Below are 17740 nucleotides of genomic sequence, written 5' to 3'. Positions count from 1 at the left end.
AGAGATCCTATTAATTAAACTTTCCATCTGTAGAGGATGACCACTTGCTTAAAGCGACCTCTACACCACCATCGAACTTTTTACCTTTTGATACTAACCACCCAGGGTAAACGTCTGTTGATTTAACTAACTTCATTACCCGCTCTGGGTGAATTCCAATGTTAAACGCATTAAATAAACGCAAAGCTTTAGCCACCCCGAGCACAATAAATTTTGGTAGCATCACTGTTTTTACATCTGAAAAGTGGTTAGCCTGAAAAATATCTATTATATCTTCAAGTGTATAACCTTGATGGTATGCTCCATTAAATGTTATTAATGTCTGTCTTTGATCTTCAGCAAAGCTAATGGCTTCAATTAAATCATCTACATAAATGCATGCTTTTATTGTATTCTTCCTGCCCGGATAAATAAAAAAACCCTTACTAAGTAAAGTCGCTAGGCGCGTAAAGTTACCCCCTTCTCCAGGCCCAAAGACTACTGCAGGTCGCACTATCACTAACTTATTAATTGCAGAGTTTTTATTAAGCCATTCTTTATGAACTTTCTCTGCTATCATTTTCGAGTATCCGTAAGATGATGTAGGCTGTAATTCGGTTTCTTCTGTTTTTTGATCTTCGCCCGGACCATAAACTGAAATTGAGCTAGTAAAAATTATATTTTTGATACCCGCTCTTTCAGCATACTTACATACTTCAAGTGCGCCACAGATGTTTGTTTCATAGTATTCATGATGTTCATGGCCTGGTGTCGTGTGGATCGCCGCAAAGTTATAAATTTTATCGATGTTATTGAACAGCTCTAATGATGATAAGTCCCTCACATCAGCTACAATATAATTCACCCCTTTGCGTGGGGATTTTGGCTCTTTTATGTCCACAGAGATAATAGTTGTACAACCTTGTATAAGAAGCTTATCAATAAGGTGTGTGCCTATAAAACCTGAGCCACCAAATATAATTACACCTTTAGGTATTTCTTTACTCATAACGCTCATCTTCCTTTAAATAAACCCAAGATACACACATAAAAAAATGAATAACTGTGAACTGCTCAAACCAAACAGCTTCTAAAAAAGTTTGTAAAAACATATAGCTTAAAACTAAAATGGCAAAAAAATGTGAACTCCCAAAAGCGATGTTTCGCAAGTCAAATATCCTACTTATAAATAGCTTTATTAAATATAGGTAAAGAAACAAACCAATTAGCCCAAGTTCAACGCCCATATCTACATACATATTATGGAAATTAAACCCTGCTCCAGAGGGGACATGGTGAAGTGCCCATATATCTTCTGCTATATTATTTCCAACATAAAATAAACTCTGGAAACCCACTCCAAGTAATGGGTTTTCCTGTATAAGTGCCATCCCTCTTGCCCATAAGTGTGTGCGGCCTGTTAAAGTTGGATCTTTTCCAATGCTATACATCAAGTCATTAAAACTGCCATTGACAAGTGAATAGACCAAAAGAAACATGCCGATTAAAAAAATAAACAAGATACCCCAGTTCAGTTTTCCTCTAGTGAACTTATTCAAAGCTAAATTTTGGTAATAAATAATTACAATACTAATTAAAATACTACCGATCACAAACACTATTGCACCCAATGACTTAGCTTTAATTAAAACTAAAGTCGAGGTAATTAATAGCACAACCCCTAAAATACGACTGGACCTATCAATCGTTTTATTAAGCGATAAGGTAAGTGCAACTACAATGCACATAGAGGTATTTGCAGCTAAATAGTTTTTACTTCCAAAAATACCAATTAAACTTATTTCACCTGTCATACCATTTAGAGCAGTGCGAGATGAAACTAAACTCATCACCATAGCAATTAACATAATAAACGCGCCAGCTCTTAAAAATAAGTTTAGCCCTAAGCGACTAGCTATGACGACTGCAAAAATTGTAGTGAGTAAAAGCTGTATATTTGCCCGCAAAGCCGTTGCTGGAATATCAGACCAAATAACAGATAATAAGCATAAAGCTGGTATTAAAAACAACTCCCAATTTTTTTTACATACGCTCAGAGTAAAGTTAATACCTGATGCAGCATAAGCAGTTCCAGCTATTAAAAAAGTTAAAGCCGCTAACGCACCAAACATCGTATTAAATAACAATGCACCAACCGCTAAAACCGCCCATAATGAAGCATATAAATGATCTTTTTTTATAAACATAAAAACTTAAAATGATAAACTGGCTAAGTAGTTCTACTGATTACATTTTATATGAGTGCTTTAACTTCCTTTGTAAATGCTTCTCCAAATTGTCTTGATTTCATCGCATATTCAACGTTTGCCAGCATATAACCTAACTTAGAACCACAATCGTGTGATTTTCCTTTTCGGTGATAAGCCTCTAATGTTTCTAAGTGACGAAGTTGAAGAAGTGCGTCCGTTAGCTGTATTTCTCCACCTGCACCGGGTGGTGTATATTCAAGTAAATCCCAAATGGTTGGTGAAACAACATAACGCCCAGTAATCGCAAGATTACTTGGTGCTTCATCATTATTTGGTTTTTCTACCATGTTTTTTATGGCGGCATTTTCGCCTGCTTTTATTTTTTTACCTGCTAAATCAGCCACACCATATTGGTGCACTTGCTCTTGCGGTACTGGCTCTACCATTACTTGGTTATGGCTTGTTTTGTCAAAGCGGTCTATCATTTGACTTAAGTTGTCAGTCTTTAAATCAGATTTATATTTATCAATAATGACATCAGGGAGCATTACCGCAAACGGGTTATTGCCAACGATAGGGCGTGCTGCAAGTACTGCATGGCCTAAACCTAACGGGGCCGATTGACGAACAGAAATCACCGTTACATCTTTTGGCACTATGGAACGGACCTCATCTAAAAGACTGCGCTTCACACGTGCTTCTAGAGTGGCTTCAAGCTCAAAACTCGTGTCAAAGTGATTTTCAATTGAATTTTTGGATGCGTGGGTGACTAAAACTATTTCTTTTATACCGGCAGCAACTGCTTCATCTACCACATATTGAATGAGTGGTTTATCTACTAGGGGGAGCATTTCCTTAGGGATAGCTTTAGTGGCAGGTAGCATACGAGTACCTAAGCCGGCAACAGGTAAAACAGCTTTTAAAACTTTCACATTAATTCCTTTTATATTATCAGAAAACATTTGAAGAACTAATAATCTCAAATTCTTCAAATGTAATTCACATACCTTGTGTTAGTAACAGTATACACATCACAATAATCTACTCAACCAAAAAAGCATCCTTTTCAACTGTTTTTTTGTTAATTTTATGTTTCAAATTTGACCGCATACGCACCAATTTAGTGCCAACAATACTTTATTACTATCTACCTTTTTAAGGTTAATGCATCTATACTAATAGCCATTTCTAAAGGGGTTATTTCAAAGGAATACTGGTGCGCTTCATTCTTTGTGTTTTATTCGTACTGTCTTTTATTGTGTATTCGCAAGATATACTTTTGCATTTACGTAATAACGATATAATTTTACTTGCAAAACAACAATATGGTAATCAAGGGCACGCACGAATTAAAAGTTGGCTAAATTTTATAGATGAATCAGCTAATAAAAATGAGTGGAAAAAAATACATTTAGTTAATAATTTTTTTAATGAAAAGATCAAATACAAGTCTGATCAAGCTCTTTGGCAACAAACTGATTATTGGGCAACACCACTTGAAAGCCTAGGCACTGGCATGGGTGATTGCGAAGACTATGTTATTGCTAAGTATTTTACGTTACTCGCTCTAGATGTTCCTGAAGATAAAATACGCTTAATGTATGTGCGCCATAAGGGGCTTAACCAACCCCACATGGTCTTAATTTACATTGAGCAACCAAACAAAAGCCCCTACGTGCTAGGAAACTTTAATAAAAAGTTATTACCAGCCAGTCAGCGTACCGATTTAATACCAATATACAGCTTTAATGGTCAAGGTTTGTGGTTGGCGAAATCGAAGGGACTTGGTAACAAAATTGAAAACAGCCAAGGCGTTTCAGCTTGGAATACTATGTTAAAACGAATTGAACATGGTGAGATTGCTCCCATATAGAACAACGTAAAGGAACTATTAGTTATGTCGTCTTTTATAAAAAATGGCTTGAGCTTAAAAACACAAGTTTATGGTTTGATCATAGCCATTTCATTAATTTCTTTTTCCGTCCGTATAATTACCGATATAGGTACCACACAAAAATATTTACAAACGCAAATGGCAAGCCATGCCAAAGATACAGCCACAAGTTTAGGGCTTTCTATTTCGCCTTACCTTGAAGAAGAAAACATAATGATCGCTCAAACAATGGCAACGGCGATTTTTGACTCGGGTTATTATAAACAAATAAAGTTTACTAATGCTCAGGCTAAGGTGGTTTTTGAACTTATCAACCCTAAGCGTGTTGAATCGGTACCTAATTGGTTTATAAGTGCAGTTAAACTAAACGCGCCAAGTAGACAGTCTGAACTAAACAATGGTTGGATTATGGCGGGTACGCTTGAAGTAACAAGCCATGAGGGGCATTCATATCTAACACTTTGGGAGCATACTAAACGTAGTTTTTATAGCTCATTTTTATTATTAGTAGCCTCACTGGCTGTTGCCTTTTTAATACTACGTGCTGTTTTTAACCCATTAAAAGCTGTAGAAAACCAAGCCCACCTTGTTACGCGTAAGCGCTTTACACTTACCGATGAAATACCCGTTGCGCGCGAGCTTAGAACCGTTACTAAAGCCATTAACAATATGGTTATGAACCTGCAAACTACGTTTGACTCGCTTACTAGGCAAACACAAGCCCTTACCGAAGAAGTATATATTGACCCTTTAACTGGTTTAGGTAACCGGAAGTCGTTTGAAAATCATTTTAATTCGGTTGCTAACTCTATAAGTGACGAGGCTCCCGTTACCGCAATGATGATTTCCCTGCCTTCGCTTACAAACATTAATAAAACGGTAAGTTATCAAGACGGTGATGAGCACATAAAAGAGGTGGCAAAAATACTCAAAACTATTTTTGGTGAGCTAACAAACGCGAAGGTATTTAGACTAAATGGCAGCACGTTTATTGCGCTTGCACCTTATGATAGTGACTTTTTAAATAGAACTCGGCTTGAAATTACCGATGCATTTAGTCAACAAAAAAATAGCTTACACGTAAATGGTTTTGCTAACTGTGCGTTAGTAAGTGTAGAAAAAGGAATGCCCATAAGTCACGTACTATCAGCGTTAGATACAGGCTGCACAATTGGTGTTACTAACACTAAGGTAGATAAAGATACTTTATTCAGTGTAAATCAGTGGCGCTCGCTTATTCAGTCTATTTTAGCATCTGGTGAGGTGAGTTTTTCAGTGCAACCTGTAAAACGTGCTCACTCACAAAATAAGCAATGCTATTTTGAGGTATTTGCTCACTTTATTCATGAAAATGAGAAAGTGAATAACGGGCATTTGTTTGCTATGGCCGAAAAGCTTAATTTGACCGAAGAATTAGACAAAAAAATAATTCGTAATTTTGTTAATGTTAAAGAGCTATATCCAAACGATGTATTTGCGCTCAATTTAAGTAAAGCGTCATTATACTCTACTGAGTTCATTGAATGGTTAACACTTTACGCCCATACTAAGCCTGTTTTAAAAACTAACTTGTTATTTGAACTAAATGAGATTAGCTTGCTTTATAATGTTCATATTGCTTCGCAACATATAGACATTATTAAAGACATAGGAATTAGTGTGTGTATTGAACATTTTGGTACTAGCCTTACCTCGTTTAGGTATTTACAAGGGCTAGATATTGAATATGTAAAAATAGACGGTAGTTACATACAAGACTTACTAGATAACAGCCAAAGCCAATTTTTTATCCAAACAGTTAATAATATTTGTCATGGCTTTGGTATAAAGGTACTAGCTTGTTTAGTTGAAGGACCAGAAACATTAGACATGCTTGAAAACCTAGGGTGTGACGGTGTACAAGGTAATTTGATTATGCCACCTTCAAATGTTATAAAGACCATACAAAGTAGCACGAATAAACAGTTTGCTTTTTGTGCTGATACGCTAAAATTCTGTAATTAGTAACCTCTAAAAGAGGCTCAAAATGAGATCACTTATACTTGCTAGCTTGTTTGTTGGCGCTTCGAGCTTTGTAGCATTTCCTGTTTATGCTCAAGCACACAACGATGTAATTGTGCAAACAGATAACCTAGATACTTTAATAAATATTTTAACTAATGCGACTGCTGACACCCCCTCAGAAGAGTTACAAGAAGAACTAGTAGTAGTCATTGAGCAACTTTGCCAAAATACCGGCCCAGTCGATTTAGACTCACCTATCGCTAATGGAACGTGTTCTGCTCAGCAGCTTGATATAATTATGAATGCTGTTATTTCAGCCATTGGCGCAGATAGCCCTTTTATTTCTGATTTTTTAGCGGCCTTAGTTACTGCAGGCGTTAATAGCGATGCTGTAACGCTGGCTGCAATAACAGCTGGGGTTGATGCAACTATTGCGTCACAAGCAACAGCAGCTGGTCCTACAGAGCCTACCGCACCAGCAAGCCCTTTAATTGTAACCTTGCCTACAACAACCGTTCCTCAAGGCGCTGGCGGTACCGGTGGTGACGCTGGTATTTCTGAGGTTGGCAACTAAATAATAAATTAGTTTTATAATACAAACGCAGCCTAATGGCTGCGTTTTTACTTTAAACACTATTGCTTAACTATTAACTCGTTTTTTTGAGAAAGCTGTGAATCGTTTTATATTTTTTTTGCTGTGTGCAATTATTTTTTTGCTGCCCCTTCCTTTAGGTAGCTACCGACCTTGGGCCATTATGGCAATGGGTATTTTAATCTGTATATCCTTTGTTTTTCACCTGTTTAATAGCGCTGTAAATAACCAAACGTTGTACCCTCCTCGCTATTCTTTACCCATTATTTCTGCTTTATTATTAGTATGCGCTATGTGTACTTTGCAATTTTTTACTGTGAGTTTAGACCCCTTTCAAACAAAACAAATGCTGTTAAAAACGAGCTTTATGGTTTGCTTTTGTTGGCTTATATTTATTTATTGCAATAATAGTAAGCGTATAAAAAAGCTTATTTATACCATTATTACAGCGGGTGTTTTTCAGGCTTTGTATGCGACTTACCTAAATCTGTCGCCTGACATGCTTAGCCCTATTTTTGGATATAGGCACACGCAACGCGCCATAGGTACGTTTACTTACTCTAACTTTTTAGCTAACTATTTAGCGCTATGCTTATGTTTAGGTATTGGTCTATTAGTGAGTGAATTAAAGCGAGGTAGTCATGCAAGTGCTCTTACATTTAAACAAACTTTGCGCGCCTGGACAGAAATACTATTAAGCTCAAAAATAATTTTGCGTATATCGTTAATTATTATAATTATTGCGCTAATTTTAACGCGCAGTCGAATGGGTAATTCAGCCTTTTTTATAGCATTGATGGCTGTTAGCTTGTTGGCTTTGTTTGTTTACAATAAAAAACCTAAAGCGTTTAAGATACTTATTATTAGTTTTTTTATAATTGATTTGATCATTATTGGTGCAATATTTGATGTAGAAAAAGTAAAGCAACGTATAAGCGAAACCAGTATTCAATCTGAAACACGTGATGAAGTAGTTCGTGATTCAATCCCGTTAATACTAGACAAGCCTATATTGGGTTCAGGTGGCGGTACGTTTTATACAGCTTTCCCTGCGTATCAATCTGAGCCTTACTCTGGCTATTACGATAATGCGCATAACGACTATATTCAATTTTCTGTAGAGCTAGGCATTCCCGTAACATCAGCTTTAGGAGCACTTATTTTATATTGCATATGGTTATGTATTCAGACAATGAGAAAACGAAAAACAGCGTTATTTCAAGGCGTGGCTTTTGGGTGTGCTATCGCTATTATAGATATGCTTTTACATTCTTCGGTAGATTATTCACTGCAAGCAGGCGCTAACTCAATGTTGTTTATGGTTATTTTATGTTTGGCGATTTTAAGTAATAAGCTACCAGCGCCTAAACGAAACAAAAACAGTAAATGAGTTTAATAAGCGGGCAACACCAGAAAGCTGCGGACATATAAGTTGAACGCGCAGCTTTTAATTTTTAACACATGCAATGTTATTTTTTGTGCAGTGCTTCAATGCGTGCTAGTAAGCTTGATGTATCGTATCGGCCGCCACCAAGCGCTTGTACGTCGGCGTAATATTGATCAACCGTTGCGGTCATCGGTAACGTAGCGCCGTTGTTTTTAGCTTCATCAAGCGCGATGCCTAAATCTTTGCGCATCCAATCTACGGCAAAACCAAACTCGTACTCACCTGCCCACATTGTTTTATAACGGTTTTCCATTTGCCACGAACCCGCAGCCCCTTTTGAAATGGTTTCAATTACTTTTTCACCATCAAGCCCTGCTTGTTTGGCAAAATGTAAGCCCTCGGCTAAGCCTTGCACTACGCCGGCAATACAAATTTGATTAACCATTTTACATAACTGCCCTGCGCCCACATCGCCTAATAACTGGCTAAAACGGCTATATGCTGCCATTACGGGTTGCACTTTAGTGAAAACAGCTTCGTTACCGCCAGCCATGACTGTAAGCACGCCGTTTTCAGCACCTGCTTGTCCGCCTGATACAGGCGCATCTATAAAATCTATATTTTGCAGGGCTGCTTTTCCTGCTACTTCACGGGCTACTTCGGCCGATGTCGTGGTATGGTCAACCAAAATACTATTAACGGCCATCCCCGCTAAAACACCATTTTCACCATAAACAACCGCACGTAAGTCATCGTCATTACCTACACACATAAATACAATATCAGCATTATTTGCAGCGTCTCGTGGCGTGGTAGCAAAGCTTCCTGCATACTCATCTACCCAGCTTTGCGCCTTTGCTTGAGTGCGGTTATATACACACACATTAAAGCCCGCTTTTGCTAAATGCCCTGCCATTGGGTAACCCATTACCCCTAAACCTATAAATGCAACATTGATTGACATAAAAGTGCCTTATTTTCCTGCTAACTTAGAAACTATGCCCGATTATGTCAATCGGCTGCTTAAAAAGCGAATTAAGTCTTTATAAATTTCCAACGTAAGGAAATAAGTAGGTAACCATGGATAGTATTTATCAATTTAGTGCCCCTTTGTACAACAGCGAAAGCTTTGCGCTTAGCCAGCTAAAAGGCAAAACAGTACTTATTGTTAATACAGCAAGTAAATGTAATTTTTCGGTGCAATTAAGTTCGCTAGAAAAGCTCTATCAAGAATATAAAAACAGCGGTTTCACTATTTTAGCGTTTCCGTGTCATCAATTTGGCCAAAACGAGCCGCTTGATAACCTCGCGATTAAAGACTTTTATCAAGGGCAATTTGACGTGTCGTTCAAAGTGTTTGGTAAGGTAATGGTAAATGGCCCCGAGGCGCATCCGCTGTTTAATTATTTAAAGTCGCATACCCGTGGTATTTCGCAAAACCGCGCAGTAAAGTGGAACTTCACCAAGTTTTTAATTAACCCACAAGGTCAGCTCGTTGCACGTTATGCGCCGCGCACCAAGCCCGAAACGCTTAAACAGGTCATTGAGGCAAATTTACCTAGCGCACTAAACGCTAATAATTTAAATAACGCAAAAATAATACCCAACTTTAATGCATTAAAAGGCGCTTAATTATTCTAAATCAATAAACGGGTGGTTACTCAAGCATGCTTTATTAAACTAGTTTAAGGTTACGTATAATACCAATCGGCAATAATACTTAATCATTTTTAGGGGCTAAACGTGTCGCTATCTGCGTTAAAAAACTCTCATTTACGACTGCATGGATGCAGAAGGTAGAGCAATGCAGGAGCAATTGCCGAGAACAACTAAATAGCGAATTTTTTGCCTTACTATCAACGCGTTTTTACATCCTCAAAATAGATCACTTGATTATGCGCATTGGTATAACAGCTAGGCTTTGGAGTAAATAACATGAACATTGCTTTTTTTAGTACGCAAAAATACGAGCAGCCTTTTTTTGAGCGCAGTATTAACAAACACCCTCAAATAGAGATTTGTTACTTTGAGCAAGCACTGAACGAGCAAACAGCCCTGCTTGCTAAAGGGTTTGATGCTGTGTGTGTATTTGTAAACGACACAGTTAACGCCCTCGCTATTGAGCACCTTGCTGAGCATGGAATTAATACTATTTTACTTCGCTGCGCGGGGTTTAATAATGTTGATTTAGTGGCCGCCAAAGCACACAACATTAAGGTATTACGAGTGCCCGCATACAGCCCAGAAGCCGTAGCTGAGCACTGTGTTGCACTTATGCTTACCCTTAGCCGTAAAACACATAAAGCCTATAACCGCGTACGCGAAGACAATTTTGATTTAAACGGTTTATTAGGTTTTAACTTACACGACAAAACAGTTGGCATTATAGGTTGTGGTAAAATTGGCCTTGCCCTTTGTAATATTTTAAATGGCTTTGGCGCGCATGTTTTAGTGTGCGACCCTTATGCAACACCTGGCAATTACACCATCACCGATTTAGATTCCCTGCTTACTCAAAGCGATATAATTTCACTGCACTGCCCACTGAATGAGCAAACACACCATTTAATAAACGACGATGCATTTAATAAAATGAAACCTGGGGTAATGCTAATTAACACTTCGCGTGGTGCGCTACTTAATAGCAAAGCGTGTATAAATGCGCTTAAAACTAAAAAGCTAGGGTATTTAGGGCTTGATGTGTACGAGCAGGAGTCGGAGCTATTTTTTAAAAACCATAGCGACGAGATAAACCAAGACGATATATTCTCGCGCTTAGTTAGTTTTAAAAACGTATTAATAACTGGCCACCAAGGCTTTTTTACTCAAGAAGCCCTTAGCGAAATTGCCAATACCACCATACAAAACGCAATAGAAATTAATGAACAAAGACCTTTAACCAATGAGGTTTTATAAAGCCGCGGCCCATTAATTTAGCTTTACCCGTTTTGCTATTTACATAACGGGTAAAGCTTAAAATACTTTAGCCAAACGCAACGTTTGCAAAAACAAGAGTCATTAATACTGGGCACACAAAACGAATGTATTGAGCAAACCAGTAATGCGTGCCGGTGCTGGCTTTATGAAGCTTATTACCGCGTTTCCACATCCAACCTGCGGTTATAAAATAAAATAGCCCCATAAGTGGTAGTTGGTACTGAGTAAATAGCATGATTACTAAACCAAATAGCCACTCAAAGTTTAATATTATTGCACTAGCGCATATTAACACCACTAGGCTAACGGCCCACGTTGCTTTAGTACGATCTACGCGGTGGTTTTCTACTAAAAACGCTACCGGTATTTCTGTGGTAGAAATAGTCGATGTAACCGATGCAATCGACATAAGTACAAAAAACAGTAACCCAATTAGTAAACCAATTTCGCCCATGGTACTAAAAAGCTCAGGCAAAATAGCAAATATAAGCTGCCCTTCACCTATAAGTTTTCCGCCGCTAAATACCTCTACCCCGTTATGCTGCGCTACATAAATTGCAGGCACTATCAGTAAACCTGCTAAAAATGCCACGCTAGTATCAAGTAGTGCAACGCTTGCAGTTAGTTTTGGCAGATTTGCATCTGGCTGCAGGTACGAGCCATAAATCATCATGCAGCCAACCCCTAATGAGAGCGAGAAAAACGCCTGCCCCATTGCAGCAATAATTAAATTTGGGTCAAGCACTTGGCTAAAATTAGGAATTAAATAAGCAGCAAACCCTTCGCTGGCGCCTTCTAAACTGGCTATATAAAAAATTAAGCCTATTAGTAGCACCAATAACAATGGCATTAAACGGCGTGACCAGGTTTCAATCCCAGATTTAACCCCTTTTAAAATAATACTGGCGGTTAAAATAAGCATAAGCGGCGTAAATATAAAATTACGCACCATAGAGTCGCTGTGTAAAAATTCGCTTGCGGCGGTAAAACCAAAAAATGTAGTAATAGGCTCTATCGCGTAAGAGAGCATCCACCCAGCTACAATAGAATAAAAGCTAAGCATAACCACAGCGCCCGCAAGGCCAATATATCCTGCGGCAGCCCCTACTTTTTTGTTGGTATTTTGCCACGCATTACCCAATGCTTTTACTGGGTTTGCTTGCGCTTGGTGGCCTAAATAAAGTTCGGTATAAAGCGCAGGTAGCGCAAGTAAAAATATAACTACAAAGTAAACCAATAAAAATGCACCGCCACCATGGTTGGCCGCCTGCGTAGGAAAACCCCAAATATTACCTAAACCCACTGCTGCGCCTGCAGCGGCTAAAACAAAACCAAAACGGCTTTGAAATCCATCACGCACTTGTGCCATACATCTACAAATTCTGTTATTCTTTGATTATTGTGAATTAAACCATATTTAATGCCAACTGAGTAATAAAATTGCTTTTGGCATAAATAAGCGCTGTTAACCGCTCATAATTACAGCACTCACTTATTTTAAGCGCGTATGACTAACCACTTTTTTAAAAACACCCTAAGTATTGCTCCCTCTTTTTATAGCGATTTATCCCCTAGCAACAATACTATTTTAGTGTTTAATGCCAACACACTCAATGTAGAACACCTTGATTTAACCCAGTACCTAAGCCCATTTGAGCTAAGCATTATAAATCGCCGCAAACGCATGCAAGCAAAGCAAGAATATGTAGCATCACGTATATTACTAAAGCAACTTGCAAAGCATACTCAGCCCCAATACGCACACATACCGCTTAATAAAATGAGCACCCACTTTAATGAAGAATGCTCAAAACTACAGCTCCATATAAACCACACCGTTATAAATACCTGTATTTCGCACTCGCATGGCTTAGTTGGCGTTGCACTTAATGTTACTAAGGCGGAGTTTGGCTTTGATATTGAAAAAATAAACTTAAAACGCCCATTCGAAAAGCTCGCTAAGCATTTTTATCATAAGGCTGAAATTGCCTTAATTACCGCGCCTTTGGCTATAAAAGAGCAAGCCCACCGCTTTTTTAGAATTTGGACCTTAAAAGAGGCACTCGCTAAAGCAACTAGCCGCCCAATAGCGCAATTGCTTAGCCCAAATGTATTTGATGAATTTTCTTTGTTAAACCTTACAGCATCGAGTAACAGCATAACGGTTGCCAATGAGGAGTTTGATATAAGCGTGGCGCATAAAAAAAGCACCGACTGGCGGTGCTTTATACTTAATAACTTGGATACTTAATAACTTGGCTTTAAAAGCTTAAGCAGCGCTTTCTAATAAGCGGCTGTGTATTGCTTGTACCACCGTATCTGACTCGCTTTGCTCTACTAAAAAGCATAAGTTGTGCTTGCTTGCACCGTGACAAATTAATCGAATATTAAACTCTTTTAATACGTTCATTAAGTTCATTTCGTGCTGGCGTAGCTGTATTTCAGAGCCTATAAGCGCCACTAAGGTTAAGTTGTTTTCAACCGATACATGACAAAATTCGGCCAATTTATCTAAACACGCTTGCTCAAGCTCAGGTCGCGAGGCATTAGGCGCGTTATCGAGCGTAATGGCAACACTAATTTCTGAGGTAGTAACTAAGTCTACCGATATATTAAATTCACTTAAAATGGTAAATACACGGGCCAAAAAGCCACTTGCTAATAACATTTCTGGGCTTTTAAGGGTTAGCAATATTTGGTTTTTACGCTGCGTAACGGCACGAATACCTGGCTGCTGCGATTTTTCACGCTCAATCCACGTTCCTCCGCGCTCTGGCTCGCGGCTAGAGCCTACAAATACATTAATATGGCTACGGCTTGCTGGTAAAATAGTCGCAGGGTGCAATACTTTTGCGCCAAATGTGGCCATCTCTGCGGCTTCATCAAAGCTTAAGCGGGCAATTGGCGTTGCCTTAGCGCATAAACGCGGGTCGGTGCTAAAAATACCCACTACATCGGTCCAAATGTGTACACTTTTAGCGTTAATAGCCTCTGCTAATAACGCCGCGCTGTAGTCAGACCCGCCACGGCCAAGCGTTGTGGTTTGGCCAAATTCATCACTACCAATAAACCCTTGTGTAACTATTACTTGCTCATCTAATAACGGAATTAACAGGTCTTTAGCCGCTTGTGCAGTGGCCGCAACATCGGGCGTTGCTTTACCAAATTGGCTGTCGGTTTTAAGCACTTTGCGCACATCAAACCTATCTGCATTTAAGCCTTTTAAGCGCAGCACTTGAGCAAATAAATAAGACGATAAACGCTCGCCAAAGCTAAGCAGCTCATCGTGTTGTTGATCAGTGGTGAGTGTTTCAAGGGCTAACGTTTGAAACGCTTTTAACGTTTCGTTAAAACCTACGGCTAAATCGGCATCAAGTGACAGCTCATCTAAAATAGCCTGTTGAATAGCCAATACGCCATCTATGTGTTCTTGGCGCTGCTCTTTACTAAGGTCGGGTTTGCACAGTGCAACTAAGTGATTAGTTACGCCGGCACTGGCGCTCACAGCTACAATACGTACGCTTTTATCTGCAACAATAATTTCGCTGCAGCGACTCATCGCTTCAAAGTTTGCAACACTGGTTCCGCCAAATTTGGCAACGATGTAATCTGATTTTGCGCCTGATACTGTTTGTGGCACTGATTGGGTAGTCATTTCGTCTCCTTTCGCGGTATCCAAACCGCTAAAAAACAAGAAGAACTTGGCAAAGGAATGCAAATAAGATGTGTCCGCTGCCAGAAGCTCTCCACCTAAGTTGGTGACAGTTTTGGGGATTCAGCCCCATAAACCGAAAAACACGGTTGACGTAACCTTGTTTTCCTCGGCGAGTACTTCCCTCTTTAATGGTTATGGGCGTTCGTCACCTACCATTAAATACCTAAGTATCGCACCTCTTCTGAATGTTGTATTAACCTGTGGCTAATAAAACAAAACCCCACTGTGTAGCGGGGCTTTGAAAGTTATCGTTTAGACGTCTAGCTGTCAAGCATTTATAGCAAAAATTAAACAAAACCACCCATAAAGTAAGAGCCTGTATAACCTACTGTATAACAAATTAATAATTGCAGCGATAATTTAAAGTAGCTAGTAAAAGTAAGTGCTTTAAGTTTGCTCATCGCAATAATACCCGCTGCCGAACCAATTATAAGCATTGACCCACCTACACCTGTTGCATAGGTAAACGACAACCAATGTTGCTGCCTCATTACTATATCTGCTTTTAATAGCGCAGCAGTAAGCGGTACGTTATCAACCCCTGCTGATAATATTCCCATTAAATAGTTAGCGTACTCAGGTGCCATTACTGTATATAAATCGGTAAATTTACTTAAAATACCAATTTCTTTTAATGCGCCAACAAGTAACAGCACCCCCACAAAAAACAGTAGCGTGTCGTATTCTATGTCGCGTACAAAATCGATGATGTCTTTGTTTATATCTTTTTTGCGCATTAAAAATTGCGCCACTAAAAACATTACCGATAAGCCAAATAAAAACGTTAATAGCGGCGGTACGCTATAAATTACGCTAAGCGTTAACGTACTTACCACGGTTGATAAAAATATGATGGCGATGGTAATATCGGTTTTTTCTATACGTTTTTTTTGCGAGCCCACAAACTCTATTTGCCCTTTCATACCAATAGAGAGTAAAAGCGCTAATAGCATTACACTTATAAACGCAGGCGCTATGAGCAGTAATAAGTTTGCAATAGAAACCTTGCCGTCCAAAAATATCATTAAGGTGGTTACATCACCGGTTATTAGCGATACACCGCCAGAGTTAACCCCAAACACAATAAGTGTGGCGTATTTAATGAGCTTGTTAGTTTCAAGATTTAACGACATAACCACAGCAAGTGATATAAGCGTAGCGGTGACATTGTCAGAAATAGACGAAAACAAAAAAGCAAAGCCGCCCACTAAAAACATAAGCTGTCGTTCGCTAATGCTTTTAGGCATTACCCGGTGCACAATGTTTTCTATAAACCCTTTAGAGTTTAAATAGGCAACAAAGGTCATAGCGGCCATTAAAAAAAGCCACAGTGAGGCTATTTCTAATATGTTTTCGTTAAGAAGATGCTGAATAGTTGCTGGGCTTTGCCCATGAAGAGGGTTAACAAAAAGTATAATCCAACAAAGCGTTCCAAAAAAGAGTGTTGTTTTAGCTTTATTTACGTGAATTATATCTTCTATAACGATCAGTAAAAAGGCAATCGCTATTAGGGTTAAAATTATCGAGGGGACCATGGTAGTTAAATAACCTTTGATATAGTTTTAACAGAACGTTCAAACAACTCACATTTGATTGTTCCTAATTTTGGAGCGGATTTTAGCACCGCAGATGCGCAAAAACTATTATTAAATGGTCTTAAAAAGGAATACTATATGCAGGTAAAATACGTAATAATGAGTCCTTTGTAAAAACTCAATAATATAATACTAGGATGTTGTAACCTCTTATGATCCCAGCTAAAAAGCTGCTTAACACCCTTAGCGAACACTGGGGTGTTTTAGAGCTATTATTTAAACGTTTTAAAATGGCCGACTTTAGCCTCAAAGACGTGCAAAACGCCATTAAGCAAAAACAGCCCACATGGACAAACGAGCGCATTTACAAAGAAACAAATCGTTTGCTCAATCAAGATATACTTATTCCATTGGCTAAATCATCCCAGCTTGAAATAAACCGCGCCATTGCCGATTTTGCGACCTTTTTATTACAAGAAGAACACCTAGGTTTAGCACAAGAAATTAGCGTTTTGGTTGATGATTTAGCACGCCTAGGAAACCGATTAGATAATGCCGGCGAAATAGAAGACTTTGACGATTTACGCCGCTATAGCCGCATTATGGATGATCGGGTGCGTAAAATAATGAAGCTGTACGCGCACAACGAAAACGCTATTTTAAACATTGTTGAGCAAGCTAAATCTGATCACGCGGTGCAATCTTTGCAAAAGCGCTACAAAGCGGTAATAGAAGCCTTTGACGAATACATAGAGCCGATGCTTGAAATGGTCGATATTCGCGGTGACTTTCATGCCTGTTTTACACTTATTGAGCAACAAATAAGTAAGCAAATAGAGCACATTGAACGCTCAGGCAAAGCCTACAGCGACAAACGTATGCTTGAGCAATTGCGTACTCGGATACTCGAAATGCATTTAGTTGGCCGAGAAAGCTTACGCAAAAGTGCCGATATGCTTATGCCACTGCGCGAAGAGCTACGCCGTAATAACCTAATTACCCGCCAGGCAGCAAAAGTGCTTGGCCTTGTGCGTAAAAATGGCGTAGACAATATGCTAAGCGCGGTACAACCAAACTTTGTAAGCGATGCGCAGCGTTATTCGCTTGGCCAGCAGCGTCATATAGTTGCCTATATGGCAAGCTTGGTAGAATTTGAACACGAAGAATACCAGCTCCCAGAGCAACAAGACGTGCCGGCCTTTGTTACGCCAAACATTCCTGATTACCACGATGTTAAAACAAGCTTTGCAAAACGCTTTAATAAAAAACGTAAAAAGCCCCAGCCATTGCTGCAATTTTTAGATGAAAGCTACCCAGAATTAGACGCCGACGAAATGCTATTTTTATATCAAAAACTAGTCAGCGACAGTGAAATTCACATTAGCCAAAGCGATGAGAAAACACGCGTAAAAATTGCCGGCCAGCATTTTTCGTTATACCCATTTAATTCTGCGCCTCAGCCAGATACACAGGCAGACGAGTAACAC

The 17740-nt window shown here is 39.0% G+C and carries 15 protein-coding genes and 1 riboswitch; of the genes, 8 read left to right on the top strand and 7 right to left on the bottom strand.

Annotated elements, in window-relative coordinates; translation table 11 throughout:
- Positions 1 to 10: 10 nt before the first annotated feature.
- Genes VOI46_RS06755 through galU form a run of 3 tightly spaced genes read right to left on the bottom strand, consistent with a single transcriptional unit; the run spans position 11 to position 3121 of the window.
- Positions 11 to 988 (bottom strand): NAD(P)-dependent oxidoreductase, encoded by a 978-nt coding sequence (locus tag VOI46_RS06755; RefSeq protein WP_004587716.1) that lies wholly within the window; start codon positions 986 to 988, stop codon positions 11 to 13.
- Positions 981 to 2186: an O-antigen ligase family protein gene (locus VOI46_RS06750; RefSeq protein ID WP_004587715.1), complete on the bottom strand. Its 1206-nt coding sequence runs from the start codon at positions 2184 to 2186 to the stop codon at positions 981 to 983. Before VOI46_RS06750 ends, VOI46_RS06755 begins: the two co-directional genes overlap by 8 nt.
- 47 nt (positions 2187 to 2233) lie before the next feature.
- Positions 2234 to 3121: a UTP--glucose-1-phosphate uridylyltransferase GalU gene (galU, locus tag VOI46_RS06745; protein WP_004587714.1), complete on the bottom strand. Its 888-nt coding sequence runs from the start codon at positions 3119 to 3121 to the stop codon at positions 2234 to 2236.
- A gap of 284 nt (positions 3122 to 3405) precedes the next feature.
- On the opposite strand from galU, the gene VOI46_RS06740 reads away from it, so the two are divergent.
- From VOI46_RS06740 to VOI46_RS06725, 4 genes are all read left to right on the top strand, one after another.
- Positions 3406 to 4062: a transglutaminase-like cysteine peptidase gene (locus tag VOI46_RS06740; protein ID WP_004587713.1), complete on the top strand. Its 657-nt coding sequence runs from the start codon at positions 3406 to 3408 to the stop codon at positions 4060 to 4062.
- Between the two features lie 24 nt (positions 4063 to 4086).
- Positions 4087 to 6087 (top strand): EAL domain-containing protein, encoded by a 2001-nt coding sequence (locus VOI46_RS06735; RefSeq protein ID WP_256845880.1) that lies wholly within the window; start codon positions 4087 to 4089, stop codon positions 6085 to 6087.
- 22 nt (positions 6088 to 6109) lie between these two features.
- The gene (locus VOI46_RS06730) at positions 6110 to 6661 is read left to right on the top strand and encodes a hypothetical protein (RefSeq protein WP_004587711.1); all 552 of its coding nucleotides are present in this window, start codon (positions 6110 to 6112) and stop codon (positions 6659 to 6661) included.
- A 97-nt stretch (positions 6662 to 6758) separates the two neighbouring features.
- Positions 6759 to 8069: an O-antigen ligase family protein gene (locus VOI46_RS06725; RefSeq protein WP_004587710.1), complete on the top strand. Its 1311-nt coding sequence runs from the start codon at positions 6759 to 6761 to the stop codon at positions 8067 to 8069.
- Positions 8070 to 8148: 79 nt separating this feature from the next.
- On the opposite strand, the gene VOI46_RS06720 is transcribed toward VOI46_RS06725, so the two are convergent.
- Positions 8149 to 9030, bottom strand: a complete 882-nt coding sequence (locus VOI46_RS06720; protein WP_004587709.1) for an NAD(P)-dependent oxidoreductase — start codon at positions 9028 to 9030, stop codon at positions 8149 to 8151.
- 116 nt (positions 9031 to 9146) lie between these two features.
- On the opposite strand from VOI46_RS06720, the gene VOI46_RS06715 reads away from it, so the two are divergent.
- Positions 9147 to 9698: a glutathione peroxidase gene (locus tag VOI46_RS06715; RefSeq protein WP_004587708.1), complete on the top strand. Its 552-nt coding sequence runs from the start codon at positions 9147 to 9149 to the stop codon at positions 9696 to 9698.
- 303 nt (positions 9699 to 10001) lie between these two features.
- A complete protein-coding gene (locus VOI46_RS06710; RefSeq protein WP_004587707.1) occupies positions 10002 to 10982 on the top strand; it encodes a 2-hydroxyacid dehydrogenase in 981 nt (326 codons plus the stop codon).
- A gap of 67 nt (positions 10983 to 11049) precedes the next feature.
- Here the strand turns inward: VOI46_RS06710 and VOI46_RS06705 are convergent, their stop codons facing one another.
- Positions 11050 to 12372: a sodium-dependent transporter gene (locus VOI46_RS06705; protein WP_004587706.1), complete on the bottom strand. Its 1323-nt coding sequence runs from the start codon at positions 12370 to 12372 to the stop codon at positions 11050 to 11052.
- A 138-nt stretch (positions 12373 to 12510) separates the two neighbouring features.
- On the opposite strand from VOI46_RS06705, the gene VOI46_RS06700 reads away from it, so the two are divergent.
- Positions 12511 to 13254, top strand: coding sequence for a 4'-phosphopantetheinyl transferase superfamily protein (locus tag VOI46_RS06700; RefSeq protein ID WP_004587705.1), 744 nt, complete (start codon positions 12511 to 12513; stop codon positions 13252 to 13254).
- An 18-nt stretch (positions 13255 to 13272) separates the two neighbouring features.
- On the opposite strand, the gene lysC is transcribed toward VOI46_RS06700, so the two are convergent.
- Both lysC and nhaD read right to left on the bottom strand, forming a co-directional pair.
- Entirely contained in the window at positions 13273 to 14658 is a 1386-nt protein-coding gene (lysC, locus tag VOI46_RS06695; RefSeq protein WP_004587704.1) for a lysine-sensitive aspartokinase 3, read from the bottom strand.
- 76 nt (positions 14659 to 14734) lie between these two features.
- A riboswitch (Lysine riboswitch) is annotated at positions 14735 to 14907 on the bottom strand.
- Positions 14908 to 15005: 98 nt separating this feature from the next.
- On the bottom strand, positions 15006 to 16253 hold the full coding sequence (nhaD, locus tag VOI46_RS06690; protein ID WP_004587703.1) for a sodium:proton antiporter NhaD: 1248 nt from the start codon (positions 16251 to 16253) through the stop codon (positions 15006 to 15008).
- Positions 16254 to 16465: 212 nt separating this feature from the next.
- On the opposite strand from nhaD, the gene VOI46_RS06685 reads away from it, so the two are divergent.
- Entirely contained in the window at positions 16466 to 17737 is a 1272-nt protein-coding gene (locus tag VOI46_RS06685; protein WP_004587702.1) for a hypothetical protein, read from the top strand.
- The last annotated feature ends 3 nt before the right edge of the window (positions 17738 to 17740 follow it).

The sequence above is a fragment of the Pseudoalteromonas sp. CuT4-3 genome (assembly GCF_035666335.1).
In the GTDB taxonomy this organism is placed as follows: domain Bacteria; phylum Pseudomonadota; class Gammaproteobacteria; order Enterobacterales; family Alteromonadaceae; genus Pseudoalteromonas; species Pseudoalteromonas atlantica.
Note: the sequence above shows the minus strand (reverse complement) of the source record. Positions and strands in the feature narration are given on the sequence as shown.

What these genes read in the sequence shown, in the direction of transcription:
- VOI46_RS06755 (WP_004587716.1), bottom strand. Translation starts at nt 988, where the DNA reads ATGAGTAAAGAAATACCTAAAGGTGTAATTATATTTGGTGGCTCAGGT.
- VOI46_RS06750 (WP_004587715.1), bottom strand. Translation starts at nt 2,186, where the DNA reads ATGTTTATAAAAAAAGATCATTTATATGCTTCATTATGGGCGGTTTTA.
- VOI46_RS06735 (WP_256845880.1), top strand. Translation starts at nt 4,087, where the DNA reads ATGTCGTCTTTTATAAAAAATGGCTTGAGCTTAAAAACACAAGTTTAT.
- VOI46_RS06730 (WP_004587711.1), top strand. Translation starts at nt 6,110, where the DNA reads ATGAGATCACTTATACTTGCTAGCTTGTTTGTTGGCGCTTCGAGCTTT.
- VOI46_RS06720 (WP_004587709.1), bottom strand. Translation starts at nt 9,030, where the DNA reads ATGTCAATCAATGTTGCATTTATAGGTTTAGGGGTAATGGGTTACCCA.
- VOI46_RS06715 (WP_004587708.1), top strand. Translation starts at nt 9,147, where the DNA reads ATGGATAGTATTTATCAATTTAGTGCCCCTTTGTACAACAGCGAAAGC.
- VOI46_RS06710 (WP_004587707.1), top strand. Translation starts at nt 10,002, where the DNA reads ATGAACATTGCTTTTTTTAGTACGCAAAAATACGAGCAGCCTTTTTTT.
- VOI46_RS06705 (WP_004587706.1), bottom strand. Translation starts at nt 12,372, where the DNA reads ATGGCACAAGTGCGTGATGGATTTCAAAGCCGTTTTGGTTTTGTTTTA.
- VOI46_RS06700 (WP_004587705.1), top strand. Translation starts at nt 12,511, where the DNA reads ATGACTAACCACTTTTTTAAAAACACCCTAAGTATTGCTCCCTCTTTT.
- lysC (WP_004587704.1), bottom strand. Translation starts at nt 14,658, where the DNA reads ATGACTACCCAATCAGTGCCACAAACAGTATCAGGCGCAAAATCAGAT.
- nhaD (WP_004587703.1), bottom strand. Translation starts at nt 16,253, where the DNA reads ATGGTCCCCTCGATAATTTTAACCCTAATAGCGATTGCCTTTTTACTG.
- VOI46_RS06685 (WP_004587702.1), top strand. Translation starts at nt 16,466, where the DNA reads ATGATCCCAGCTAAAAAGCTGCTTAACACCCTTAGCGAACACTGGGGT.